The sequence below is a fragment of the Sphingomonas sp. OV641 genome, assembly GCF_900109205.1.
Classification (GTDB): Bacteria; Pseudomonadota; Alphaproteobacteria; order Sphingomonadales; family Sphingomonadaceae; genus Sphingomonas.
Map to the genome: position 1 here is coordinate 1,361,178 of NZ_FNZB01000001.1, position 24,498 is coordinate 1,385,675.

Sequence of the window (24,498 nt, forward strand, 5' to 3'; positions counted from 1 at the left end):
CCAGTAGCGGGGCCGCCGCGATGAGTGAACAGGCCTGCGTCTACATCATGGCGAGTTCGAGAAACGGCACGTTGTATCTCGGATCGTCGGTGAACCTGGCTCGCCGCGTGTGGGAACACCGCAACGGCGCGGGCGACGGGTTCACCAGGAAGCATGGCTGCAAGCTCCTCGTCTGGTACGAGGTTTGCGGCAGCTGGGAAGCGGCACGGCAGCGCGAGCTGCAGATGAAGGGATGGAAGCGAGCCTGGAAACTGCGCGAGATCGAAGGGCTCAATCCTGATTGGGAAGATCTTTACGACCGCATTGCACAACCATGATCGTGATCCCAACTGGGCCCCGGCCTTCGCCGGGGTGGTAAGATTGGAGAGCCAATGAGCATTCTCGTCGACAAGAACACCAAGGTCATCACACAGGGCATGACCGGCAACACCGGCAGCTTCCACACGCAGGCGGCGCTGGATTACGGCACGCAGATGGTCGCCGGCGTCACCCCGGGCAAGGGTGGTGGCACGCACCTCGGCCTGCCGCTGTACGATACCGTTGCCGAGGCGGTGGAGAAGACTGGCGCCGATGCCAGCGTGATCTACGTTCCGCCGCCCTTCGCCGCGGACTCGATCCTCGAGGCGATCGACGCCGAAGTGCCGCTGATCGTCTGCATCACCGAAGGCATTCCGGTGCTCGACATGGTGCGCGTGAAGCGTGCGCTTTCGGGCAGCAAGTCGCGCCTGATCGGCCCGAACTGCCCGGGCGTGCTGACGCCGGGCGAGTGCAAGATCGGCATCATGCCGGGCAACATCTTCAAGAAGGGCTCGGTCGGCGTCGTCTCGCGCTCCGGCACGCTGACCTATGAGGCGGTGTTCCAGACGTCGAACGCAGGCCTTGGCCAGACGACCGCGGTGGGCATCGGCGGCGATCCGGTCAACGGCACCAACTTCATCGACGTGCTCGAGCTGTTCCTGGCCGACGACGCGACCGAGTCGATCATCATGATCGGCGAGATCGGCGGCTCGGCCGAAGAAGAAGCGGCGCAGTTCCTGAAGGACGAGGCGAAGCGTGGTCGCAAGAAGCCGATGGCCGGCTTCATCGCAGGCCGCACGGCGCCTCCGGGCCGCCGCATGGGGCACGCCGGCGCAATCGTGTCGGGCGGCCAGGGCGGCGCCGAGGACAAGATCGCGGCGATGGAAGCCGCCGGCATCAAGGTAGCGGCGAGCCCGAGCGAGCTCGGCTCCACGCTGCTGTCGGTGCTGGGGAAGTAAGAGAACCTTTCTCTCCCCTGGACAGGGGAGAGGATACGAAGCCTCGGCAACTCGTTGCCTAGGCGAAGTTGGAGAGGGGTCGAGCGGGCCGCAGGCCCGCACGGTTTCTGACGAAACCGCCCACCCCTCTCCCAGCTACGACTAAGGCCATGCTGGCCTTAGTCTGCGCAACCCTCTCCCCTCCTGAGGAGGAGAGAGGGAGTGGAGTTGGCAATGGGCTACGAAGGTCAGGATTTCTCGGACATCGCGGGCGGCGTATCGCCAGCGTTCATCGATGCGCTCTATGCGCGCTTCAAAGCCTCGCCCGACAGCGTCGAGCCAGGCTGGCGTGCGTTCTTCGAGGGGCTGGAAACCGCCACTGCCGGGCCGAGCTGGCGCAACGAGCGTTGGCCGCTGACCAGCACCGACGATCTGACCGCGGCGCTTGATCCGACCCAGATGGAGCCGGCGCCCAAGCCCCAGAAGGGCGGCAAGCCGGCGCCTGCCCCGTCGGCAGCTCCGGCTCCTGCCCCCTCGCAGGACGAGATCGTCCGCGCTGCGGGCGACGCGATCCGCGCGCAGCTGCTGGTACGCACCTATCGCGTGCGCGGCCATCTGGCTGCCAACCTCGACCCACTCGGCCTCAACACCCAGCGCGAGCTGCCGGCCGACCTGCGCACCGAATATCACGGCTTCACCGACGCCGACATTGATCGCCCGGTCTACATGGGCGGCACGCTTGGCCTGCAATGGGCGACCATCCGCGAGGTGGTCGACATCCTGCGCGCCAATTACTGCGGCAATGTCGGCCTTGAATATATGCACATCGCCGATGTCGAGGAGCGCCGCTTCCTCCAGGAGCGCATGGAGGGCAAGGACAAGGCGATCGAATTCACTGCCCAGGGCAAGAAGGCGATCCTGAACAAGGTCATCGAGGCGGAGCAGTGGGAGAAGTTCCTCGGCCGCAAATATGTCGGCACGAAGCGGTTCGGCCTAGACGGCGGTGAGGCGATGATCCCGGCGCTCGAAAGCGTCATCAAATACGGCGGCGCGGCCGGCGTGAACGAGATCGTCTTCGGCATGGCCCATCGTGGCCGCCTGAACGTGCTCGCCAACGTCATGGGCAAGCCGCTGCGCGTGATCTTCCACGAGTTCGCCGGCGGGTCCGCGCACCCCGACGACATCGGCGGTTCGGGCGACGTGAAATACCACCTCGGCACCTCCACCGACCGCGAGTTCGACGGGGTGAAGGTTCACATGTCGCTGGTCGCCAACCCGTCGCACCTCGAGGCGGCCGATCCGGTGGTGCTCGGCAAGATCCGCGCGATCCAGACGATCGCCAACGATCTGGACGATCATTCCAAGTCGCTCCCCGTGCTGATCCACGGCGACGCTGCTTTCGCTGGCCAGGGCATCGTGTGGGAATGCTTCGGCTTCTCCGGGATCCGCGGCTACAACACCGGCGGCTGCGTCCACTTTGTGATCAACAACCAGATCGGCTTCACGACCAGTCCGCAGTTTGCACGCTCCTCGCCCTATCCATCGGATGTGGCCAAGGGCGTCCAGGCGCCGGTCTTCCACGTCAATGGGGACGATCCCGAGGCGGTCACCTTCGCCACCAAGATGGCGATCGAGTTCCGCCAGAAGTTCCACCGCGACGTCGTGATCGACATGTGGTGCTATCGCCGCTTCGGCCACAACGAGGGCGACGAGCCGGGCTTCACCCAGCCGCTGATGTACAAGGCGATCCGCAGCCACCCGCCGGTGAGCGAGATCTACGGCAAGCGCCTTGTCGAGCAGGGCGTCGTCGATCAGGCGTGGATGGACGACAACGTCAAGCAGTTCACCACCGTTCTGGAAGGTGAGTTCGAGGCCGGGGCCAATTACAAGCCGAACAAGGCCGACTGGTTCTCCGGTCGCTGGTCGGGCCTGCACGCGCCCGCCGATCCGGAAACCTCGCGCCGCAGCGTGGACACCGGCATCGAGCAGAAGCTGTTCGATTCGATCGGCCGGACGCTGACCACCGTTCCCGACGATCTCGCCATCCACAAGACGCTGGCACGCGTGCTTGATGCCAAGCGCAACATGTTCGCGACTGGCGAGAGTTTCGACTGGGCGACCGGCGAGGCGCTCGCCTTCGGCAGTCTCCTGTCGGAAGGCTATGGCGTGCGTCTGTCCGGGCAGGATTCGGGCCGCGGCACCTTCTCGCAGCGGCATGCCGTGTGGGTCGATCAGAACACCGAAAAACGCTACGTGCCGCTGTGGAACATCGAGCACGGACACTTCGAGGTGCTCGACAGCCCGCTGTCGGAATATGGCGTGCTCGGCTTCGAGTACGGCTATGCGCTGGCCGATCCGAAGACGCTGGTGATGTGGGAGGCGCAGTTCGGCGACTTCGTCAACGGCGCGCAGATCATGATCGACCAGTTCATCGCGAGCGGTGAAGCCAAGTGGCTGCGCGCCAACGGCCTGGTGATGCTGCTGCCGCACGGTTATGAGGGCCAGGGTCCGGAGCATAGCTCCGCACGCCCCGAGCGCTTCCTCCAGCTCTGCGCGCAGGACAATATTCAGGTCGCGAACTGCACCACGCCGGCGAACTACTTCCACCTGCTGCGCCGGCAGATGCACCGTCCGTTCCGCAAGCCGCTGATCGTGATGACCCCGAAGTCGCTGCTGCGCCACAAGCTGGCGGTGTCGACGGCGGCGGACTTCCTGGGCGACTCGCACTTCCGCCGCATCCTCTCCGACACCAACGGGTCGGCAGACGAGGCCACGAAGCGCCTGGTCCTGTGCACCGGCAAGGTCTCCTACGACCTGATCGAGGCGCGTGACGCGGCGGGTGACGAGAACACTCAGATCGTCCGTATCGAGCAGCTCTACCCCTTCCCGACCGAGGCTTTGGCCAAGCGGATCGCGCGCATGCCGAACCTGGAGGACGTGGTCTGGGCACAGGAAGAACCGCGCAACAATGGCTATTGGTTCTTCGTTGAGCCGTTCATCGAGGAAGCGCTGGGTGAAGCGGGCTGTGCGGTGAAGCGGCCGCGCTACGCCGGTCGTGCAGCGGCCGCCTCGCCGGCAACCGGCCTGATGAAGCGCCACCAGGCCGAACAGGGCGCGCTGATCGCCGATGCGCTCGGCCACAGCGTGCGCGAGGAAATCCGCCGCACTCGCGGCGCCGAGACGATCAAGAAGGCCGGCAAGGCAGGCGCGTAAGTTCCACACGCAACCACCCCGGCGGAGGGTCCCATCAGAGTGATACTTTGATAGGTACTCAAGGCCGGGTCCGGTTGCGGCACGGATGTAACCACGCGAAGCGATCTCCAATCGGACGCTTCGTAATTGGGCCCCGGCCTTCGCCGGGATAGAAGGAAACGGGAATGGCAACCGAAGTTCTGGTCCCCACGCTGGGCGAATCGATCACTGAAGCGACGCTCGGCGAATGGCTGAAGCAGCCCGGCGACAAGGTCGCCGCCGATGAGCCGATCGCCAGCCTCGAGACCGACAAGGTGTCGGTCGAGGTGCCGAGCCCGGTCGCTGGCGTGATGGGCCAGCACGCCGTTGCCGTGGGCGATACGGTCCAGGTCGGCGCGATGATCGCGACGGTGGAGGCCGGTGACGGCGCCCCCGCCGCGACGCCCGCGCCGCAGCCGGCTGCAACCGAGAGCCCGAAGGCGGAGGCCCCTGCCCCCGCGGCTGGCGGTTACGGCAACCACGGCGCCACGCCGACCGACAGCAACGCACCCGCCGCGCTCAGCCCGTCGGTTCGCCGCGCGGTGCTGGAGCATGGCGTCGACCCGGCGACCATCAAGGGCACTGGACGCGACGGCCGCATCACGAAGGATGATGTCGCCGCCGCCGCCTCGTCGCGCCCCGCTGCCGCGCCGGCCGCACCCGCTGCCACGCCGACCCCGTCGGTTGCGGCCTCCACCGGCCGCAAGGAAGAGCGCGTGCGCATGACGCGCCTGCGGCAGACGATCGCCAAGCGCCTGAAGGAGGCGCAGAACACCGCCGCGATGCTGACGACGTTCAACGACGTCGACATGACTGCGGTGATCGAGGCGCGCGCCAAGTACAAGGATCTGTTCGAGAAGAAGCACGGCGTCCGCCTCGGCTTCATGGGCTTCTTCGTGAAGGCCGCGACCATGGCGCTGAAGGACATCCCGTCGGTCAACGCCTCGATCGAGGGCGACGAGATCATCTATCACGATTATGCCGACATCTCGGTCGCGGTGTCGTCGCCCGGCGGCCTCGTCGTGCCGGTGATCCGCGATGCTCAGGACCTGTCGGTCGCCGGCATCGAGAAGACGATTGGCGATTTCGGCAAGCGCGCCAAGGAAGGCACGCTGAAGATGGACGAGATGAAGGGCGGCACCTTCACCATCTCCAACGGCGGCGTGTTCGGCTCGCTGATGTCGACCCCGATCATCAACCCGCCGCAGAGCGCCGTCCTCGGCCTGCACCGCATCGAGGACCGCCCGGTGGTGGTCAACGGCCAGGTCGTCGTGCGCCCGATGATGTACCTCGCGCTGTCCTACGATCACCGCCTGATCGACGGCCGCGAGGCGGTGACCTTCCTCGTGGCGCTGAAGAATGCAATCGAGGATCCGACCCGCATCCTGATCGACCTCTGATCCGGCCGGCTATGCCCGCCTGACTAGGGTTTTACTCCCGCTGGCGCCTGCGCCGGCGGGAGTTTATGTCTGGCGCATGTCGATGCGTCTCCTTGCGCCGCTGCTCGCTTCCGCTGCTCTGGCACTCGCCGCCCCCGCCGCCGCTCAATCGACCGCCCCCCTCATGGAGCCGGGCGCGATCGAACGACTGAAGCCCGGCGAATTCCTCTGGGCGCCGCAAATCGCGCCGGCCGGGCCGGTCACGATGATCATCAGCCTGAAGACGCAGCGCGCCTACGTCTATCGCAACGGCGTGCCGATTGGCGTCAGCACCGTTTCCTCCGGCAAGCCGGGCCACAAGACGCCGACCGGCGTCTTCACAATCCTGCAAAAGGATGTCGACCACCACTCCAGCACCTACAACAACGCCCCCATGCCCTACATGCAGCGGCTCACGTGGGACGGCATCGCCCTCCATGCCGGCTCGCTTCCCGGCTATCCGGCCAGTCACGGCTGCATTCGACTGCCGATGGGGTTCGCAAAGCTTCTCTACGGCGTGACCAGGCTCGGGCTGACGGTGGTGATCACCGACGACGCACTCGTGCCGGAGGTGTCGCCCGCCGCGAACCCGATGAAGGCGCCCGCGGCCGACCAGCACGCCAGCCCCACGCACTACAGCTGGAATCCCGAACGTGCCCCCACCGGGCCCGTGTCGATCATCGTGAGCGGACGCGATCGGCGCATGGTGGTGCTGCGCAACGGCAAGCAGATCGGGTCGGCCAACCTTGTGCTGCACGAACCGATCACGACGACCCAGGCCTTTACACTGAGAGCGGTCGACGATGCCGGTCCGCACTGGCTGCGCTTGCCGCTGCCCGGCGGCGGACCTCAGGCGACGGGCGAGCTGACGGCAGATGATCGCAGCAAGGGCCATGTGCCCGATGCCTTCCGCGCCAAGCTGGAAACGGTTCTGACGCCGGGCACGACGATGCTTGTCACGCGTGAGACGCTGGCGACCAGCGGCACTGGCAGCAAACTGGCGGTGCTGGTCACCGATCCGGAATAAACGCTCCCGTCGCGCGCTTCGCCCGCGCGCCGGCGGCCACGCTCCTCCTGCCATCCGCCGCACTCATCGGCATTGCGCGCCACGGCTCATGTCGTAACAGGCGGATAGTTTTAGGAGATGTCGATGCGCCGTACCCTTGCCCTGATGCTGTTGCCGATGCTGCCGCTGGTGCAGGGCGCTGCGCCCGCTCAGGCCCCCGTCTCGGCGCCCGCCGGCCAGCAGGATGCGGCGCTGCTGCAATTCCTGGACGCTGCCTATGATGCGCAGCTCGCCCTCAGCCCGGAATCGCAGACCCAGCTTGGCTTCAAGACGAACTACGATCGGCTTGACGATTATACCGACGCCGCTGCCGTGCGATCGCGCGATCTTTCCGAGCGTCAGCTCAAGGAGATGAAGGCGCGCTTCAAGCCGGAGCAGCTCGGTGAAAGTGCGCGCGTCAGCTACCGCCTGTTCGAATATGAGGTGGAGCGCGGTCGCGAGTCCTTCCGCTTCCGCAAGCATCGCTTCCCCGTGTCGACGAACGGCAGCCCGGCCGGCGACATTCCGGTCCTGTTGATCAACAACCACAAGGTTGAGAGTGTGGCGGATGCCAAGGCCTATGTCGGCCGGCTGCGCGATACGGAGCGCGTGATGCGCGAAGTGGCGGCCACCATGCGCGAGCAGGCCACCGCCGGCATCATCCCGAACAAGGTGAACTTCGCGCCCGCCCGCAACGATGCGCGCAAAGTGATCACCGGCGCGCCGTTCGATGGCGGGCCGGACTCGACCGTGATGGCGGATTTCCGCAAGAAGGTGGCGGCGCTCGATGCGCCGGACGCAACCAAGCAGCAGCTTCTCGCGGAGGCGCAGGCGGCGCTCACCGGGCCGTTCAAGCGCGGCTATGACGTGCTGCTCGTCGCGCTGGATGAGATCGAGCCCAAGTCGAAGGGCAATTTCGGCGTGTGGAGCCTTCCGGATGGCGCCGCTTATTACGAAGATCGCCTGAAGAGCTCGACCACCACCAACCTGACGGCGGATCAGATCCACCAGATCGGTTTGCAGCAGGTGGCGGCAATCCGTCAGGAGATGGAGGCGATCAAGCGCCAGGTCGGCTTTTCAGGAACGCTGGAACAGTTCTTTGACCATATCCGCACCGATCCGAAGCTGAAGTACCCGAACACGGAAGCCGGCCGCGAACAATATCTTGCCGACGCGCGCGCTGTGATCGCGGAGGTCATGAAGCTGGCGCCGCGCTATTTCAGCGTGCTTCCCAAGGCGCCGCTGGAGGTTCGCGCCGTGGAAAAGTGGCGCGAGGGTACGGCGTCCACCGCCTTCTACAATTCGCCTTCCGCCGATGGCACGCGGCCAGGCATCTATTACGTCAATCTGGTTGACATGAACCAGACGCAGAAGGTGCAGGTCGCCGGCATCTCCGTTCATGAAGGCGCGCCGGGGCACCATTTCCAGATCGCCCGCCAGATGGAGCTGACGGGCATTCCCAAGTTCCGCAAGTTCGGCGGCTATGGCGCCTATATGGAAGGCTGGGGCCTCTATACCGAGCGGCTCGGCGACGAGATGGGCGTGTACAAGGATCCCTACACCCGCTTCGGGATGCTTTCGCTTCAGGTGTGGCGCGCGATCCGGCTGGTGCTTGATACCGGCATCCATTCCAAGCGCTGGACCCGCGATCAGGCGATCGCCTATTTCAAGAACAACAGCTCGGTTTCCGACACGGACATCGCGCGCGAGGTTGACCGTTATTTCAACTGGCCGGGTCAGGCGACCAGCTACATGGTCGGACAGCAGAAGATCGTGGAGCTGCGCAACCGTGCGCAACGCGAGTTGGGTGGCCGCTTCGACATCCGCGAGTTTCATGAGGCGGTGTTGAGCCAGGGCGCATTGCCGCTCGATCTGCTGAATGAGCAGGTAACGCGCTACATCGCGGCCAAGCGCGGCTGAGCCGGAGAGCCGGCCGCGCGTGCGGCCGGCTGTTCGACCATCGCCGCTTCACGGGCGCTACCTGGGTCGGGCGAAGCCGCAACAGCTTGGGGCGAAGCGGCGGCGGTGTTTATGCCGCGTGAAAACCGCCCTGGATCTCGCCATCCTCAACGCCGTTGATCGCGGCGATCAGGCGGGGCAGGTCGCTCAGCGATGACAGCCGGCTGTAACGCGGCTCGCTGACGGGCTCTGGCGCATGTTCGTGGCTCCACGCGTTCGGCTGCGGCACGAACGCCGCCCAGGCGCCCGCCTCCAGCGCGGGGTTGATATCCGAACGCAGCGAATCTCCCGCCATGATCGCCTCCATCGGAGAGACGCCGTGCCGCTCGATCAGGCGGCGGAAGGTGCCGACCGTCTTGTCGCTGACGATTTCCACCGCGCGGAAATAGCTGCCGAGCCCGGAGGCGGCGAGCTTCGTCTCCTGATGCAGTAGATCGCCCTTCGTCAGCAGGACGAGTTCACCAATCTCCGCCAGCTTCTCGATCGTCTCGCCTACACCGTCGAGCAGGTCGACCGGGTGGCGCAGCAGGTCGCGTCCGGTTTCCAGGATCCTGGCGATACTTTCCACCGGCAGCGCATTGCCCCCCAGCTCCACCGCTGCCTCGATCATCGACAGCGTGAAGCTCTTCGCGCCATAGCCGTAGTGCTTGAGATTGCGCTCCTCCACGGCGGACAGCGTGGCGCGAGCGATGCCGGCATCGGCGAACGTCGCGATCATCTCGGCGAACGCCCGCTCGGCAACTTCGAAATGCCGCATATTGTGCCAGAGCGTGTCGTCGGCATCGAGCAGGATGAGCTTTATGGCCATGCCCTGCTGTAATTGCCGCCAAGCGGACGGGCCACGGCTAAGTTGGCGGGTGGCCCGCGGACATCTCGCCCACGCGCACCGCCAGCGGGGCGGATCAGGCAGAAGCTGCCGACCCGCCCTGTTCTTGCCAGTAGCTTACTTGTTCCGTGCCACGCACGCGCCGCCATCGGGCCCGACGGCGCCCTTGCACGTGCGGATGGTGGGAAGACGGTCGCTCACCTCGACCAGCCGGTTGGCGCCATCGGCACCGCGCACCAGATCGAACCCGTCGTACAGCATGCCGCTGGCGGTATAGGTGCGGAACACCAGCCTGCCCTGCTCCACGTCCACGATCTGGAACAGCTCGGTCGCTTCGGCCACCCGGTCGGGCTGCTTCAGCGCACGATCGTTCAGGCCGTACATCTTCGATCCCGTGACGGAAACGAGGTACACCGGCCCTTGCGGCGCGCCCTTGGCACGGGCAGCGCTGGCGGCGTCGCGACCTGCCTCTGCGGTCAGGCGGCTGTAGCAATGGTCGTGGCCCTGCAGCACCAGATCCACTTTGCGCCGCTCGAATACGGGCTTCCACGCCGCCTTCAGCACCGCGGTGTCCTTTGGCCGGGCGCAGGTGAAGATCGGCTGGTGAAACAACACCACGTTCCACGTCGCCCGGCTCGCCGCCAGCGTCGCATCAAGCCACTTGGTCTGTGCGTCGAGCGCGCCGAGGTCGAGCGCCGCCGTGCCGTCCAGGATGATGAAGCGGACGCCCTGATAGTCCACGAAATAGGTCGTCGCCTTCACCGGATCGACGCCGTTCGCCGGCAGTGCGAATTGCAGCGGCCAGTAAGGCCCCAGCTTGCGACTTTCCTTGCCGCCCGGCAGCAGCACATCGACATATTCGTGATTGCCGGTCGCGGGCAGTTGCGGAACCTGGCTGTAGTTATAGCCGCCCGCCTGGTTCCACTCACCCCATTCGTCGTCGTGGTCGAGATCGTCGCGCTGCGCGGCGAGATCGCCGGCATGAACGGTCAGCGCGATCTTTCCTTGGGAGAAGCCCTCCCGAATGACCCGCGAGGCATAAGTGAGGATGCCGTTCTGCGTGTCGCCCAGATAGAGGAAGCGGAACGGCTTGAACGTCGCCGCCGCGGTGCGGAACTGGAACCATTCGGTCCAGCCGGCTGCGCCCTTCACCCGATAGGCATAGACCCGATCCGGCTCCAGCCCGGCGAAGCGCACCTGATGATAGTTGGCAGCGCCATTGGCGCTGTCGATCGGCCGGGTGGTGCCGCTGACGGTTCTTGCGTCGCGCTCCAGTGTCGGCCCGTCCACGGCCAGCACGATCTGCGCCTCCGCGCTGGACTGTGCGCGATCGGTGCGGAACGCCACCGCCATCTCGCGCGCAGGATCGGCCCCGGCCGTCAACACGATCCGGTCCGGGATAGAACGCGGCGCATAAGGCGTGCCCGGCGTGCGCGGGATCGGTGCCGTGCCCTCCTGCGCGCCCGCGGGCACGGCGAGAAGGGCAGCGGCGGCGAGCAGCAGTGCGCGCATCAGAAATTCCCCCGAATGCCGAATTTCAGCGTGTAGGAATATTCCTCATACTGCAGCAGGCGGCGCGACACCGGCCCATTCTGATAAGCGACATATTTCGCGTTGTTGATGTTCACCCACTCACCGAAGATCTGGAAATTCGGCGTGATGCGATAGCGGGCGCTGGCGTCCAGCTGGAAATGCTCGCGCACATATCGGTCCTCCAGCGCCACGGCCTGCACTTCATCGAGGTATTTGTCTCGGAAGGTGCCGGCCAGACGGACGCTGACCGGGCCCTTTTCATAGCCGAGCACCGCATTGAACGTATGACGCGATGACGCCGGCAGCGGAATGTCGCGGAGATCACCGGTGTCACCGTCGAACGTCTGCCCGTCCGCATCGGTGAAGGTATAGTTGAAATTGGTCAGCAGGCCGTCCCACGGCGCGGGCAGCATCGAATAGGCCTGCGAATAGCCGACCTCGAAACCGCGGATCTTCGCCTTGCCCATGTTCAGCGGGATGTCCGCTTCGGTAAAGGCGATGCCGCGATAGACGCCATTGTACGGTGCGTCGTCTTCCTCGAACGTCACCGTGGTGATGTAATCGTCGATGTCCTTGTAGAAGAAACCGGCCTGAAGCACGCTCGACTTCGCAAAATACCATTCCGCGCCGACGTCGAGGTTCCAGGCGCGATACGGCTTCAGGTCCGGATTGCCGAACGCCCCTTCCAGATCGTCGCCGTCGCGCTCGATCGCGAAGCGGGGCGCAAGCTGGCCGATGCTCGGTCGCACCAGGCTCTTGAACCCGCCAAGACGCAGGACCAGGTCATTCGTCGCTTCGTAGCGAAGCACGGCGCTGGGCAGCCAGTCGGTATATGCAACGAAGAGGATCGCGGCATGACCGAGCAACAGAAAGCCGATTGGCTCATGGATCGGGGCTGGCGCCATGATCACTACGACATGTGGCTTCTGCCATCCTCCACGATGCGACCACTCCCGCTCGACAGTGCCTACCGCATTGCGCTCATTCTGGAAGAGGCGGACGCAGCATGACCGAAGCCGACGACCCCTCCTACTGGGAGTATGAGGAAAACGATTGCTGGAATTGTGGAGGCGAGGGCTTCGTGTCCTCATGCTTTGAGGAGTGGGCCTGCATGTACCCTGACGAAGGCTGCGACCTGTGAGCGAGATTAGCCTCCATCGTCCTGATCGTCGCATCTGTAATCGCGCTGGCCGTCGGACCTACCGCCCAATCGTTCTGCGTCGCGTCGTTTAGATAAATGCAAGAAGGCATTAGACCGGTCGTGGCGTTGAACAGCCCCGTAGTTGGATTGAACAAATCGATAACGCTGTCGCGAATGGCCGTGGACGCAAACCCGCCCCATGCAAGGTCGCAATATTCCACAGGGAGGCCGTACTTGGCCGTGAGGGCCTGCGCAGCACGAAACACATGGTTAGCGCCAATGTGCGCCCCGTATCCAACGCCGTTGCTATCCCCAACGCTGCATAGCGTTTTCCCGACACCATCAGCCGTGAGATAAGCCACACCCGCAATCGGTGAGCGGTTCGAGAAGGCGGTCGCGTCAAAGCCCGCCTGATTCGAGGTCGCAAAGCTGCCCGGCTTATCACGCCACCGAAACCCGTTCGGCTCATTCTCCCAATTAGAGAAAACATCGGTGCCGTTGCCGAGTAGAACAACTGTGCCAGCTGAAACCTGAGCGCGAATGAGAGCGAGATACCCGGTACCGCCATCGGTGCGGGGTACTGATTGCAACCGGGTATATCTGTTTCCGTAATGCCATGCGCGCTTGTTTACCGCGCTCGCCGGCGAAAGATTTGCAGTCGCCATGCTGCACGATGTCCAAGTGGCTGCATCGGCAGACGCCTTGGTAGTGTCGGGAACCGCAGCCGCAAATACGAAGTACGCCGGGCTTGTCGCATTGGCCGATACGTTCTGCCCGACCGCAAGCAGCGGGTTAACATGTGTGAAAGCACCTGCCAGTTCCAGCAATGCTTCATACGTGGTTGTCCCTCCCGTCACGGTGTTGTTCAAAACTCGGCTGTGAACTATCCTAACTAGCGGCGAAGGAAGTAATACATTGCCCGCGAGCACCACCGTCAATTGGCTCAGGCGCGGCTCCATGTGGTTTTCAGGGCTTACCGGGGCAGCGTGGTAGGCCGGGAAGTCCATGGCCCTGGTCGAGCCGCCGGCGGGATAAGCCGACGTGTCCGCGTAATAGTTAGGATCGAGCGCAACCGTGGAAGACCGCGGATCGGGCGGGAAGATCGTGTTGAGGACCGGCTCCGCACCGCCCTTACGGATTGTCTCGATCACCGCTTCTAGCGCACCGAGCTGCGCCATGATGCCGCCGTTGTCGTGATAGAACAGCGTGCGCGCATCGTTCATGCCGTACATGGTCAGCACGTAGGGGGTGTTGCCCGCCTGGAACGCGGTGGAGGCGTCGAGCTGGCTGGCGATCGTGACCATCGGCGCACCAGGTTGTGCGCGCGTGTCAGCCGCGTAGGTGATGCCCGTACCCGGCACGAACTCATTGAGCGCCGCCGCAGCCACATTCGCCGGAAGATGCGCGGCATCGACGTAATCCGGGTGCGCGTTGGAACTGCCAACCACCGTCACATATTTGGTGATCGCCGTGACCGTGCGGGCGCCGGTGCCGCCGCTGGCATAGGTGACATTGCCCCATGGCTTGTTCGCGAGGTCGGGATCGACCACCTGGCCGCTCGCGTCATCGTCAATGTCCCGCGTGCCGGTCAGGATGAAGCGTCCGCCGCCGGCCGAATACTGGAACGTCGCAATCTTGCCCTTGGTGAGATCGCCAGCCACCGTGTCGTTGCCGGCGCCGTCACGGCCGATCGCGCGCCGGAACCCGCCCGCCTCCAGCCACGCCGGCCCCGTGTTCGTGTCCACGATCAGGACTTCGAACGGCTGCTCGTTGTCGGCGTTCGCCACCTTCGCGATCAGGTCGTTGGGGTTGTTGCCGATCGGGAGGGCTGCGGGGGCGCCGGTGATGGCGTCGGAGATAAGCTCCGTGTTGCCCGCCGCGTCCTTGGCATCCTGCACCAGCGGATCGACCACCACGGCAAGACCCCCGCGCTGCCGACAACATGCAGGAGGAAGTGATGGCTCGCTACTACATCGACTGCGAGTTTGATGGTCACAATGGTCCGCTGCTTAGCCTCGCGATTGTTCGTGAGGATGGATTGAGCGTCCACATCGAAACCACCGAGCGCGCCAGTGATCCATGGGTGATCGAGAATGTCGTTCCGCTCATGGATCTCAACGATGCGACTACCCATCCGCTCGTGTCGTCCGAGCTAGTTGGCCGCCACATCCGTTTCTTTATCGGGCCTGATGCGGCGCCTATTATTGTCGCCGACAGCCCTGTCGATATCGGTCGGTTCTGCGCGGCGGTGATGACCAGCGATACCGGCGGGTATGAGCCCAACCAGTGGTCGTGCTTGTCCTTCGAAGTCCACGATGTGGACTGCTACCCGACGGACCTGCCGGGTGCGGTCCAGCATAACGCATGGTGGGATGCCATGGCGCTCCGGCGCAAACTTACCGGGGCAGTGGCATGACCGCCGCCTCCGAGGCCACGTATTTCGACGGCGCCCACCTCGCGCATGTCGCAGCATACGAGGAACAGCTTCGCCTGGAGCGCATCCGGCGGGAGAACCAGCGGGTGGCGCAAGCGATCCGTGCCGTGTCGCGCTTCCCGACCAGTGAGGCTTATCGCGCTGAGCTTGCCGGGCAGAACGCCGAGTGGCGCGCGACCGCCAACGCCACGATCGACCGGGGCATGTCCTCAATGAACGCGGCTCAGGCTGCGCGTTGGGAACGGGAGGCGCGCCATGGGTGACGACCCCATCATCCTCGGCGCTCCGATGCCAGCTCGGTGCGCGGGCATCCTGCTTGGCGTGCTGGTCTGCGCGCCGATCCTCTATTTTCTGGGAGCTTTCTGACATGGCGACACTCGCCCTTGATATGCCGGCAGAACAGACCGGCACCGAACTTACCGTCGCCGTTCAGGCTAACCCTGGCATCGTGCTGCTCGACACCGAGAAGTTCGACGTTTGGTATGAAAACCTGAAGGCCAGCGCGCCGACCGATGCTGACGTGACTACCCGCAAGGGGCAGGAAGCGTTGCGTTCATTCGCCGCCAAGGTGCGCAGCGAAAAGGCCGCGATCGACAAGGCGCGGCTGCGGCTGACCAAAGAATGGCGCGACATGACCGCGCAGGCCAATGAGGCTGGTAAGACGATCGGCGAGCGGCTGGAACGCTTGGCAGTCGAGGTGCGCAAGCCGCTGACCGATTGGGAGGAAGCGGAGAAGGCGCGGATTGCCGAGTGCGAAGCGACGATTGAGCGCATCATCACCGCTGGCACTGTCACGCTGGACGACACCGCCGCCAGCGTTCGTGAGCGTGGCGCTGCGATCTGGCAGGCCGAGATCGACGCTGAGCGCTTCGGCGCGCTGTTCGATCGCGCCACCACCGCCAAGGATCACACCGTCAGTTTGCTCAAGACGGCGCTGGCCCGTTTGACGCAGGAAGAAGCCGACCGCGCCGAGTTGGAGAAGTTGCGCGCCGCCGCTGCGGAGCGTGAGGCGCGCGAACAGGCCGAGCGCGAAGCCCGCGAAGCTGAAGAGATCGCCGCCGCTGAGGCTAAGGCCCAGGAAGAACGCCGGGTTGCCGCCGAGAAGGCAGAAGCCGAGCGCATCCAGCGTGTGGAACGCGAGGCTGCGGAGCGCGCGCAGCGGGAAGCTGAAGCCGCTGCGCGTGCCGAGCAAGAGCGTCGCGACCGGGAGCACGCCGAAGCCCTTGCTGCTGAGCGCCGCCGGGCCGAGCAGGCAGAGCGAGATGCGCAGGCTGAGCGCGACCGGATCGCCGCCGCCGAAGCCGCCCGCCAGAAGGAAGCGGATCGTCTTGCCGCCGAGCAGGCCAAGCGCGACGCCGACCAGAAGCACCGCACGAAGGTCAAGACTGCCGCCAAGGAGGCGTTGATCACGTGCGGCGCCGACGACGAAACCGCGCGCAAGATCGTAATTGCGATCATCGCCGGTGAAATCCCCAACGTTTCGCTGAGGTTCTGACCATGACGGACAATCCTTTTGCCTTTGATTATCGCGAGCCTGAGCCATCGACGTCGGTTGGAGGCGTTGGCGAGGCCAGTGCGCCAGCCACAATCACCCCCGGTTTTCACCAGATGGACGCCGCGACCTATCACGCGGATCCCGCCCCGACGCCAAGCCTGTCGTCCACGCTGGCCAAGGTTATCACCAGCAAGTCGCCGCTGCACGCATGGCACGCCTGTCGCCGCCTGAACCCGGATTGCGTCTCGGTCGAGCGCAAGGCATTCGACATCGGCACGGCTGCGCATCGCGCGCTGCTGGGTGTCGGCGAAGATTACGTCGCCATCCCCGGCGAACTGCTGGCAACCAACGGCGCGGCCAGCACGAAGGAGGCGAAGGCGTTCATTGCGGACGCCCGCGCGTCTGGCCGCACCCCGCTCAAGGCTGACGAGGTGGATCAGGTCGAGGCGATGCGCGCGGCTGCCGTCGCCAAGTTGAACAGCTACGGCATCCACCTTGACCCGGCGCGGTCGGAAATGGCCGCATTCGCCGAGATCGATGGCATCTGGTGCCGCGCCCTGTTCGATAACGCGCCTGAGGCGACCTACGAACCGCTCTACGACTACAAGACGTGCGAGGACGCGAGCCCGGAGGCGTGCCTCAAGTCGATCATCAACTACGGCTATGACGTGCAGGCGGCCCACTACCTCGCCGTATGGAAGGCGATCACCGGAGAGGATCGCGCCTTCACCTTCATCTTCCAGGAGAAGCCGGCACCGCATGAGGTGACGCTGATCCGCTTGTCCGGCTCGTTCCGCGATCTGGGCGAGAACCGCGCAGCCCGCGCCCGCAAGCTGTGGCGCGAGTGCGTCACCACCAACAACTGGCCCGGATACGGCAACAAGTCGGAGAACGCCCGCGCGACCAAGACGCGCCGCAAGGATGTGCCGTGGGATCCGGCGAGCGACGGCGACCTGATGTTCGAAATGACGGCGATGATCATTCTCGACCCGATCGCGCCCGGTTGCCCGGTCCACCAGATCAAGGTGGCCGATCAGTTCAAGGGGCTGCTCAACCCGCAGCGCCCGATGAGCGAGGCGACCGGCCACGCCATGGCCGAATGGGCCAAGGGGCAGGGTGGTGCGCAGAAGCAGAAGGAAGTGATGGACCTCGCCCGCGAGAAGGCGCGCGGCGGAACGGAGGTGTTCACCGCGTGGTGGCAGAGCGGCGAGGGCAAGGAAGCCCGCCCGACCGTACGCCCGATCATGGACGAGATCCAGGCGCTCTGCCGGGTGGCCGATGAACTGGCGGCGATGCCGGATGACGTGCCATTCGTGCCGGAAGGGCCGGCGGATGAGCAGCGGGGTGACGGGTTCGCTGACGAGATGCCCGACATGGAGCGCGCGTCGTGACGTGGGCCGCCGCCACACGTGCGAGGCAGGAGCGCGCCGAAGCCAAGGCCGCGAAGCTAGCTGATGCGATGCGGATCGCACGGTCGAAGAAGGACGCTGCGCGCATTGCCGGCATCCCGACGCGCACCGCTCGCCGCCTGCGCTGCCGGCTGCCCGCATGAAGACCCGCGCCACCCCGGCGCAGCGTGAGAGCCTGGCTCAACCAGGCGAGCCCGGAGCGCTTCGGGCGGATGGAGGAAATGAAATGATGCACGACATTCTGCACAGCGAAGGCTCTGACAGCATCGTCATCGTGGATCGGGCCACCGGCGACGATATCGCTGAGGTGTTTCACTGCGACCGCCACACGGTCAACCAGACGCGCGATCAGGCGCTTGAGACTGCCGCGCTTTATGCCGCTGCGCCGCTCCTGTTGGCGGCGTTGCAGGAGGTGTTTGCAGACGCTGACTGCACCGGAAAGCTGTCGTGGATGGACCGGGCGGCGTTTGCCATCGCCAGCGCGGCCCGCGTGGTGCCCGAGTGACTTCTCCCACAGGAGCAAGCAGCATGACCGAGGATAGAGCGCCATGCCCGTTTTGCGGCAACGCATCGGTCCAGCTTACATCGATCCGTGACGGCTACGAAGCGTGGTGCAAGTGCGGAGCCAGCATGACGGCGAGCAACCCCGACAGCCGGAACAAGGTGATCGCGAAGTGGAATGCTCGCACGTTCGCCTCCCAAGCATCACAGCCAGCAGAAGGGGATGGCTGGGTGATGGTGCCGCGTGAGAGATTGGCCGTGTTTCAGCGCGTCATATGCGGGGATTGGTGCCAGCCCGACCGGCATATTCCTGAGTGTGCGGAAGCGTCCGCGATGCTCGCCGCCACCCCCAAGGCCCCTGATGCGGGAGAGGTGGGGCCGTGCTTCCTGTGCGCGGGTACGTGCCGAGGGCATTCGCTTGTTGATGAGGCGACCTGGGAGCCTGAAGCCGGATCGGAGGCGCAGCGCATTCGTGATGCCGCCACCCCACCAGCCCCGAACGACGACCTGCGGGCGGCGCTGGAGGCGATCCTTAAGCTGGAAACGCGCGACGTTCACGTCGGATATGACCATGGTAGTGGCGGCGGGAATTACGTCTACGCCGATTTCATTTCGGCAGACGAAGCGTTCGCTATTGCCCGCGCCGCCCTCAAGGAGAACCGCCGTGGCTGACACCGTGAGCGTGACGCAGCTAAAGCCGTGCCCGAATCCGTGGTGCGAGCAGAGCGACCCGGTCGTCGGTGAGCGTCGCGATGTGTGGCGTGCGAAGCGACCGCTGCGAGTGCAATGCCAATGCGGCATGGCTGGTCCTGATGCCGACACTGAAGCAGGCGCCATCACCGCATGGAACACCCGCGCCTCCACGCAGCCCGCACCCGCGTTTCCGAGGGAGGAGGTGGCGGCAGAGGTTCGCGCTCTTCGTGACGCCTTGCTGTGGTATCGCGACAACGCCGCCATGTGCCGCAAGATCGGCAGCATTGGCGAACCCGCACGGAAAGCCCTTGATGCAGATGGCGGTAAGCGCGCGGATGAGGTGATGGACAACAGCCCGGTTCTCGCCGCCCTCCTCCAAGGCAAGCAGCCATGAAGCCCAACACCGCCCGCGTTCGTATCGACCGCGACACCGGCCGACTATGGCTGACCGAGGAACGGTATCGCCAGCCCATCCGCCGCGTGAAGGACATAACCGATGACGTGATCTTCGCCTTCGGTGCCGAGCTCACCGCGATCGAGGGACAGGACAAGCTCGTCTCTGGCTTTCGCATGAGCGACGGCGTGGAGATCAGGATCACTGCTGAATTGGTGGAGGGGGAGAGCGCATGAAATACTACGTCGATTGCGAGTTTGACGGCCATAACGGGCCGTTGCTCAGCTTGGCGCTTGTTTGCGACGATGGATCGAGCATCCACATCGAAACCACCGCCAGAGCCAAAGACCCTTGGGTTGTCGCGAATGTCGTGCCGCTGATGAGCGAGAACGATGCGACCACCCATCCTCTGGTGGAGCCGTATCAGGTTGGAGCGCACATTCGAGCCTTCGTGGGCAGCGATCCTACGCCAACGGTCATTGCTGACAGTCCGGTGGATATCGGACGCTTTTGCCAAGCGCTGATGACTGATGAGCGCGGACAATATGCGCCCAACACTTGGGACCGCTGGGTTTTCAGAGTCCATGATGTGGACTGCTACCCGACCGACCTGCCTGGCGCCGTTCAGCACAATGCATGGTGGGACGCGATGGCGCTGCGTCATAAGTTGGAGAGCCAGCCATGAAGCGCGAATACGTGAACGGCTTCCGCCGCATCGAGAACCCGCCCCGCACATGGCTGCGGATCAACGAGCATCAGGACAAGACACTGCCCGGAATCGGGCCAGAGGTCGAGGCCGCGCTGATCGAGGCGCGCGAACGAGAGGTGAGAGGATGAGTGCGCAACCCAAGCAGCGCTATCCGCGCAAGTCGGAGATCCAGCGCGCGATTGATGCTGGCCGGGCGTGTGGGTTGGATGTGGCCGGCTATGAGATCGGGCCCGGCGGTGTGATCCGCATCATGGAAGCGCGGGCATCCAAGCCGGCGAGCAACGACTTCGACAGGTGGCAGGATCAGCTTTGACCGTCCAATACATCCGCGATCGCAAGAAGAAGCGATGGTATGTCTATGCCTACAAGGGCGGGCCCCGCATCATGCTGCACGAAGGCCCGCGCCGCCCCACGCTTGGGCGCAAAGAGCATGAAGCGATCGCGGAAGCCCTTGCCAGTCGGGGAGCCATCAACCCAGAGACGCTCAATGCCGTTATCCGTGCGTGGCGCAATTCACCGGAATGGAAGAAGCTGAGCGACGGCACGCGTAAGACGTGGGGCCGGCACCTGGATCGCATTGAAGCCAAGTGGGGCGATAAGCCGCTCGCCGTATGGAACGATCCTCGCATGAAGGCGAAGGTGGTCGAATGGCGCAACACGTTTCAGGACAAGCCGCGCACTGCTGACATCGGCGTCACAGTGCTGGTGGCCCTCCTGAAATGGGCGATGCTCAACGGGCAGGGCATCACGATCAATGTCGCGGCGAATATCCCCCAGCTCTACAGCGGGGCCCAGCGGGAAGAGATCGTCTGGACGCCAGAGGACATGCAGCGCTTCGCAGAGAAGGCGATCGAGCTCGAGCGCGAGCATGTGATCGATGGGCTATGGCTCGCGGCTTTGACCGGCCTGCGCCGCGCCGATCTGGTCACGCTCACCTTCCAGCATGTCGGCGAGTTCGCAGTTACCAAGACGGCGCTCAAGAAAAGCCGCGGCCGGCGCCGGAAAGCAACGATCCCGATGACGCCCGATTTAGAGGCATTGCTTGCCGAGTTGCGCACCCGCGATCGTGAGGACGGCGTGGACACCGTGCTGGTCAACAGCTTCGGCCGACCGTGGAGCGGCGACGGTTTCGGCGGATCGTTCAATCGGATCCGCGATGCCGCGCGCATCGAACATGAGGATGAGGACGGCGCGCGCCGGCTCAAGCATCTCCACGATCTGCGCGGCACGTTCTGCACCATGCTGCTGAGCGAGTGCCAGCTCACCGACAAGGAAGCCGCAGACATCATGGCGTGGTCGCCCGACCGCGTGGCGCATATCCGCAAGACTTATGTTGACGACAGTCGGGTGGTCGTGGCAATCGGCGAGCGCATCGCAGGGCGCGCCCGAGCAAAACGGGAGGCAAAACAGCGATGACCAGCTTGACCGAAATGCGCGGAAAAGCTAGTGTTTGCGGGTGTAGCTCAATGGTAGAGCAGAAGCTTCCCAAGCTTACGACGAGGGTTCGATTCCCTTCACCCGCTCCATCCTCCTTTATCGCGGGGCTTCGCCTCGCGCCTGCGGATGTCATCTGAAAGCGACCGCTTGTCCCGCCCTTGTTGGTGCTGCGGCTTGTTGCTGCGTTCGTCCGCGCAAATGGAGCCTTGAGATACTTCGATGACGTCATGCCGGAAAAAGATCGAAGTCCAGATCCTGGACCCGCGGCTACGTGAATGGGGCCTTCCCCGGTATCAGACGGACATGGCGGCGGGTGTCGACCTGCACGCCTGCATCGATGAACCGCTGGTTCTGCAACCGCAGGCGCCGGCAGTGCTTGTTCCCTCCGGCATGGCCGTGTTGATGAACGATCCGGACATGGCCGCGCTCGTCCTCGCCAGGTCCGGCCTGGGGCACAAGAAGGGTCTTATCCTCGGCCAGTCCGTGGGGCTGATCGATGCCGATTACACGGCGCAGATCTTCGTCAGCGCGTGGCTTCGGACCCCGCCGGGCAGCGAGACGCTCACCATCAATCCGGGCGACCGGATTGCGCAGCTGGTGTTCGTTCCGATCATCCGCCCGGAGCTCAGCTTCGTTGACACGCTCAGCGCGACCACCGCGCGCGGCGGCGGCGGGTTCGGGTCCACGGGCTTCGGCACCACCTGATCCCTGCCGCATGAGTTCATGCCCCCTTCTTAAGACTACGGCAGCCGCCCGCGCGGGAAGCCATGCCGCACGGCCAGTCTGACGGCGGCTGCACGATGATCGGCACCGCCCCTCCCTCGCCCGCGGCCCTCACCGGCTGCCCTCTCCGGCTAGACGTGCGCGCCAACCTGCTCGATAGTGGGTGGAGCATGGGCATAAGCGGGACGGTGAAGCAGTGATTGCGATCTCCCTGATGCTGGCCTTGAGCCAGGCGGCGTCGGCTGTCGGCGCGACGCCGGCCGTTGAGCCCGCACAGGCGGGTTCTTCGACGCGTGCGCCCGTCGCTCCCCTGCCGGCCATCCCGGACGAGTTGTCGACCCTGCCGGAGTTGAAGCTGCGCCGCCCGCAACCGGATGCGACCGCCTTGTCCTTCTTCGTGCGGGATGAGGTGCGCGCCGGACGGTGCAGCGCCGACAGTCCGCTCCGCCTCGACCTGGCCGTCCTGGTCACGTCGGGCGGCCAGCTGCGCCGCATCCGCCCCAATGCGATCGGCTGCCCCACCGTGGAGCAATATGCCTCGGGCGTGGTGATGCGCATGGCGCGCGGCAATGTGTCACCACCGCTCGAAGACCGCTGGTACCGCGTGTCGTTCACCTTCGCATGGCAGTGACACTCGGCGAGGAAGAGCGCGCGCGCTATGCCCGGCAGATCATCCTTCGTGAGATCGGCGGCGGCGGCCAGCGCCGGCTGAAGCGCGCCACCGTGGCGGTGATCGGCGCTGGCGGCATCGGATCACCGGCCATCGCCTATCTCGCGGCGGCCGGCATCGGGCGTCTGGTCGTCATCGACGATGATCGGGTGGACCTCTCCAACCTGCAGCGCCAGATCCTCTTTGGTACTGCCGATGTCGGCGCCTTGAAGGCCGAACGGGCCGCCACCGCCGTTGCGCGCCACAATCCGAACGTTGCCGTGGCGGTCGCCCCCGCCCGGATCACCGCCGACAATGCCGCAGCCTTGTTGTCGGGGGCGGATGTGGTGGTCGACGGGTGCGACAATTTCGCGACCCGCCTCGCCGTGGCCGATGCCGCGCTGGCGCGGCGCATCCCGCTCGTCTCGGCGGCGGTCGGCCAGTTCGAAGGTCAGTTGGCGACGTATCGCGGCTGGGAAGCGGGCAAGCCGTGCTATCGCTGCCTGGTGGGCAGTGCGCCCGATCGGGATGAAGCGACCTGCGCGGAGCAGGGCGTGCTCGGGCCTGTCACGGGCGTCCTTGGCAGCATGGCGGCGCTTGAGGCAATCCGGGCGGTGGCGCCGTTCGGCGAAGATCCGGCCGGCCGGCTGACCTTGCTCGACCTGCTGGATCTCCGCTTCCGAACCATCCGGGTGCCAAAGGACCCGGCCTGTCCCGCCTGCGGCGGCGCTTAGTTCACCAGTTCCTTGGCGAACGCCCGAACCGCCGGGCCGATGTCGTCACGGGCAAGCGCCAGCGCAAGGTTGGCCTGGATGAAGCCCGCCTTGTCGCCGCAATCATAGCGCTGGCCGGTGAAGGTATAGCCATGGAAAGGCTGTTTCCCGATCAGCTGCGCCATCGCGTCGGTCAGCTGGATCTCGCCGCCCGCCCCCTTCACCGGATTGTCGAGGATCTTCATCACCTCGGGCTGAAGGATGTAGCGGCCCGGCGTCATCAGGTTCGACTTTGCCGTGCCCTTCTTGGGCTTTTCGATCACTTCGAGCACTTCGGTCAGCGCGCCATCGACCTTGCCCGGGGTGATGATCCCGTATTTGTCGGTTTCCTCGGGCGCCACTTCCAGCGCGCCGATCAGATTGCCGCCGACGCGGTGATAGGCTTCCACCATCTGCGCCAGAAAGCCCGGCGTGCCGACCATCAGCTCATCGGGAAGCAGCACGGCGAATGGCTCGTCGCCGACGATTTCGCGCGCACACCACACCGCATGGCCCAGGCCCAGCGGCTCCTGCTGGCGCACATACACCGGAGAACCAGGCTTCTGCCGGATATTCTCGATCAGCGTCAGGGGCTTGCCCCGCGCCTTCATCGTGGCTTCCAGCTCAAAGGAAATATCGAAATGATCTTCCAGCGCGCCCTTCCCCCGGCCGGTGACGAAGATGATCTGCTCGATCCCCGCCTCGATCGCTTCCTCCACCGCATATTGGATCAGCGGCTTGTCGACGACGGTCAGCATTTCCTTCGGCATTGACTTGGTCGCCGGGAGAAATCGCGTTCCAAGTCCGGCAACCGGGAATACGGCCTTACGCAGCGGCTTGATGGACGACATCGATGATTATCTCCCCGAGCATTTCGCCGTGGGACTTAACGAGACGCTGCGTTGCGGCAAAGC

General features: G+C 64.9%; 27 protein-coding genes and 1 tRNA gene. 23 read left to right on the top strand and 5 right to left on the bottom strand.

Translation table 11 applies throughout. The annotated features are described in order from the left end of the window. The first annotated feature begins 20 nt into the window (after positions 1–20). The 6 genes from BMX36_RS06410 to BMX36_RS06435 all read left to right on the top strand — a co-directional run bounded on the left by BMX36_RS06410 (position 21) and on the right by BMX36_RS06435 (position 8,849). Complete coding sequence (locus BMX36_RS06410) at positions 21–317, top strand: GIY-YIG nuclease family protein (protein ID WP_093064039.1); 297 nt, start codon at positions 21–23, stop codon at positions 315–317. A gap of 54 nt (positions 318–371) precedes the next feature. Next, positions 372–1,256 carry a succinate--CoA ligase subunit alpha gene (gene sucD, locus BMX36_RS06415; RefSeq protein WP_066776200.1) on the top strand — a complete coding sequence of 295 codons (885 nt, stop codon included), beginning with the start codon at positions 372–374 and terminating at the stop codon, positions 1,254–1,256. Between the two features lie 213 nt (positions 1,257–1,469). Beyond that, on the top strand, positions 1,470–4,448 hold the full coding sequence (locus BMX36_RS06420) for a 2-oxoglutarate dehydrogenase E1 component (protein ID WP_093064040.1): 2,979 nt from the start codon (positions 1,470–1,472) through the stop codon (positions 4,446–4,448). Positions 4,449–4,612: 164 nt separating this feature from the next. Next, a complete protein-coding gene (gene odhB, locus BMX36_RS06425; RefSeq protein ID WP_093064041.1) occupies positions 4,613–5,866 on the top strand; it encodes a 2-oxoglutarate dehydrogenase complex dihydrolipoyllysine-residue succinyltransferase in 1,254 nt (417 codons plus the stop codon). Between the two features lie 82 nt (positions 5,867–5,948). Further along, on the top strand, positions 5,949–6,911 hold the full coding sequence (locus BMX36_RS06430) for a L,D-transpeptidase (RefSeq protein ID WP_093065320.1): 963 nt from the start codon (positions 5,949–5,951) through the stop codon (positions 6,909–6,911). A 117-nt stretch (positions 6,912–7,028) separates the two neighbouring features. Next, entirely contained in the window at positions 7,029–8,849 is a 1,821-nt protein-coding gene (locus tag BMX36_RS06435) for a DUF885 domain-containing protein (RefSeq protein ID WP_093064042.1), read from the top strand. Between the two features lie 109 nt (positions 8,850–8,958). Here the strand turns inward: BMX36_RS06435 and BMX36_RS06440 are convergent, their stop codons facing one another. The 4 genes from BMX36_RS06440 to BMX36_RS22060 form a co-directional block, all read right to left on the bottom strand. Next, positions 8,959–9,696: an HAD family hydrolase gene (locus BMX36_RS06440; RefSeq protein ID WP_093064043.1), complete on the bottom strand. Its 738-nt coding sequence runs from the start codon at positions 9,694–9,696 to the stop codon at positions 8,959–8,961. A 135-nt stretch (positions 9,697–9,831) separates the two neighbouring features. Continuing rightward, positions 9,832–11,226 (bottom strand): purple acid phosphatase family protein, encoded by a 1,395-nt coding sequence (locus tag BMX36_RS06445; RefSeq protein ID WP_093064044.1) that lies wholly within the window; start codon positions 11,224–11,226, stop codon positions 9,832–9,834. Beyond that, positions 11,226–12,152: a TonB-dependent receptor domain-containing protein gene (locus BMX36_RS06450; RefSeq protein ID WP_256210680.1), complete on the bottom strand. Its 927-nt coding sequence runs from the start codon at positions 12,150–12,152 to the stop codon at positions 11,226–11,228. The genes BMX36_RS06445 and BMX36_RS06450 overlap by 1 nt, the downstream gene beginning before the upstream one ends. Positions 12,153–12,276: 124 nt before the next feature. Continuing rightward, complete coding sequence (locus BMX36_RS22060) at positions 12,277–14,304, bottom strand: hypothetical protein (protein WP_256210681.1); 2,028 nt, start codon at positions 14,302–14,304, stop codon at positions 12,277–12,279. Positions 14,305–14,345: 41 nt separating this feature from the next. On the opposite strand from BMX36_RS22060, the gene BMX36_RS06455 reads away from it, so the two are divergent. The 17 genes from BMX36_RS06455 to BMX36_RS06525 all read left to right on the top strand — a co-directional run bounded on the left by BMX36_RS06455 (position 14,346) and on the right by BMX36_RS06525 (position 23,566). Further along, positions 14,346–14,804, top strand: a complete 459-nt coding sequence (locus tag BMX36_RS06455; RefSeq protein WP_143058520.1) for a hypothetical protein — start codon at positions 14,346–14,348, stop codon at positions 14,802–14,804. Next, positions 14,801–15,085, top strand: a complete 285-nt coding sequence (locus tag BMX36_RS06460; RefSeq protein WP_093064047.1) for a hypothetical protein — start codon at positions 14,801–14,803, stop codon at positions 15,083–15,085. Before BMX36_RS06455 ends, BMX36_RS06460 begins: the two co-directional genes overlap by 4 nt. Then, positions 14,989–16,317: a coiled-coil domain-containing protein gene (locus BMX36_RS06465; RefSeq protein WP_256210682.1), complete on the top strand. Its 1,329-nt coding sequence runs from the start codon at positions 14,989–14,991 to the stop codon at positions 16,315–16,317. Before BMX36_RS06460 ends, BMX36_RS06465 begins: the two co-directional genes overlap by 97 nt. Before the next feature lie 2 nt (positions 16,318–16,319). Further along, positions 16,320–17,708, top strand: coding sequence for a PD-(D/E)XK nuclease-like domain-containing protein (locus tag BMX36_RS06470; protein ID WP_093064049.1), 1,389 nt, complete (start codon positions 16,320–16,322; stop codon positions 17,706–17,708). Further along, on the top strand, positions 17,705–17,869 hold the full coding sequence (locus BMX36_RS21640) for a hypothetical protein (protein WP_177179038.1): 165 nt from the start codon (positions 17,705–17,707) through the stop codon (positions 17,867–17,869). Before BMX36_RS06470 ends, BMX36_RS21640 begins: the two co-directional genes overlap by 4 nt. Positions 17,870–17,952: 83 nt before the next feature. Continuing rightward, a complete protein-coding gene (locus tag BMX36_RS06475) occupies positions 17,953–18,231 on the top strand; it encodes a hypothetical protein (RefSeq protein WP_093064050.1) in 279 nt (92 codons plus the stop codon). Positions 18,232–18,254: 23 nt separating this feature from the next. Beyond that, complete coding sequence (locus BMX36_RS06480; protein ID WP_143058521.1) at positions 18,255–18,899, top strand: Lar family restriction alleviation protein; 645 nt, start codon at positions 18,255–18,257, stop codon at positions 18,897–18,899. After that, entirely contained in the window at positions 18,892–19,314 is a 423-nt protein-coding gene (locus BMX36_RS21645) for a Lar family restriction alleviation protein (protein ID WP_093064052.1), read from the top strand. Before BMX36_RS06480 ends, BMX36_RS21645 begins: the two co-directional genes overlap by 8 nt. Beyond that, a complete protein-coding gene (locus BMX36_RS06490) occupies positions 19,311–19,550 on the top strand; it encodes a hypothetical protein (protein ID WP_093064053.1) in 240 nt (79 codons plus the stop codon). Before BMX36_RS21645 ends, BMX36_RS06490 begins: the two co-directional genes overlap by 4 nt. Then, entirely contained in the window at positions 19,547–19,999 is a 453-nt protein-coding gene (locus BMX36_RS06495) for a hypothetical protein (protein WP_093064054.1), read from the top strand. The genes BMX36_RS06490 and BMX36_RS06495 overlap by 4 nt, the downstream gene beginning before the upstream one ends. Next, entirely contained in the window at positions 19,996–20,151 is a 156-nt protein-coding gene (locus BMX36_RS21650) for a hypothetical protein (protein ID WP_177179039.1), read from the top strand. Before BMX36_RS06495 ends, BMX36_RS21650 begins: the two co-directional genes overlap by 4 nt. Continuing rightward, the gene (locus tag BMX36_RS06500; RefSeq protein ID WP_093064055.1) at positions 20,148–20,336 is read left to right on the top strand and encodes a hypothetical protein; all 189 of its coding nucleotides are present in this window, start codon (positions 20,148–20,150) and stop codon (positions 20,334–20,336) included. The genes BMX36_RS21650 and BMX36_RS06500 overlap by 4 nt, the downstream gene beginning before the upstream one ends. After that, complete coding sequence (locus BMX36_RS06505; protein ID WP_093064056.1) at positions 20,333–21,439, top strand: tyrosine-type recombinase/integrase; 1,107 nt, start codon at positions 20,333–20,335, stop codon at positions 21,437–21,439. Before BMX36_RS06500 ends, BMX36_RS06505 begins: the two co-directional genes overlap by 4 nt. Positions 21,440–21,475: 36 nt before the next feature. Further along, a tRNA-Gly gene (locus BMX36_RS06510) sits at positions 21,476–21,549 on the top strand. A 130-nt stretch (positions 21,550–21,679) separates the two neighbouring features. Then, positions 21,680–22,165 carry a dUTP diphosphatase gene (dut, locus tag BMX36_RS06515; RefSeq protein WP_093064057.1) on the top strand — a complete coding sequence of 162 codons (486 nt, stop codon included), beginning with the start codon at positions 21,680–21,682 and terminating at the stop codon, positions 22,163–22,165. A 232-nt stretch (positions 22,166–22,397) separates the two neighbouring features. After that, positions 22,398–22,814 (top strand): hypothetical protein, encoded by a 417-nt coding sequence (locus tag BMX36_RS06520; RefSeq protein ID WP_218142139.1) that lies wholly within the window; start codon positions 22,398–22,400, stop codon positions 22,812–22,814. Next, positions 22,805–23,566, top strand: a complete 762-nt coding sequence (locus tag BMX36_RS06525) for a HesA/MoeB/ThiF family protein (protein WP_371262820.1) — start codon at positions 22,805–22,807, stop codon at positions 23,564–23,566. Before BMX36_RS06520 ends, BMX36_RS06525 begins: the two co-directional genes overlap by 10 nt. Here the strand turns inward: BMX36_RS06525 and galU are convergent. Further along, positions 23,563–24,435: a UTP--glucose-1-phosphate uridylyltransferase GalU gene (gene galU / locus BMX36_RS06530; RefSeq protein ID WP_066776328.1), complete on the bottom strand. Its 873-nt coding sequence runs from the start codon at positions 24,433–24,435 to the stop codon at positions 23,563–23,565. The two genes, BMX36_RS06525 and galU, sit on opposite strands and share 4 nt — an antisense overlap. Positions 24,436–24,498: the final 63 nt, after the last annotated feature.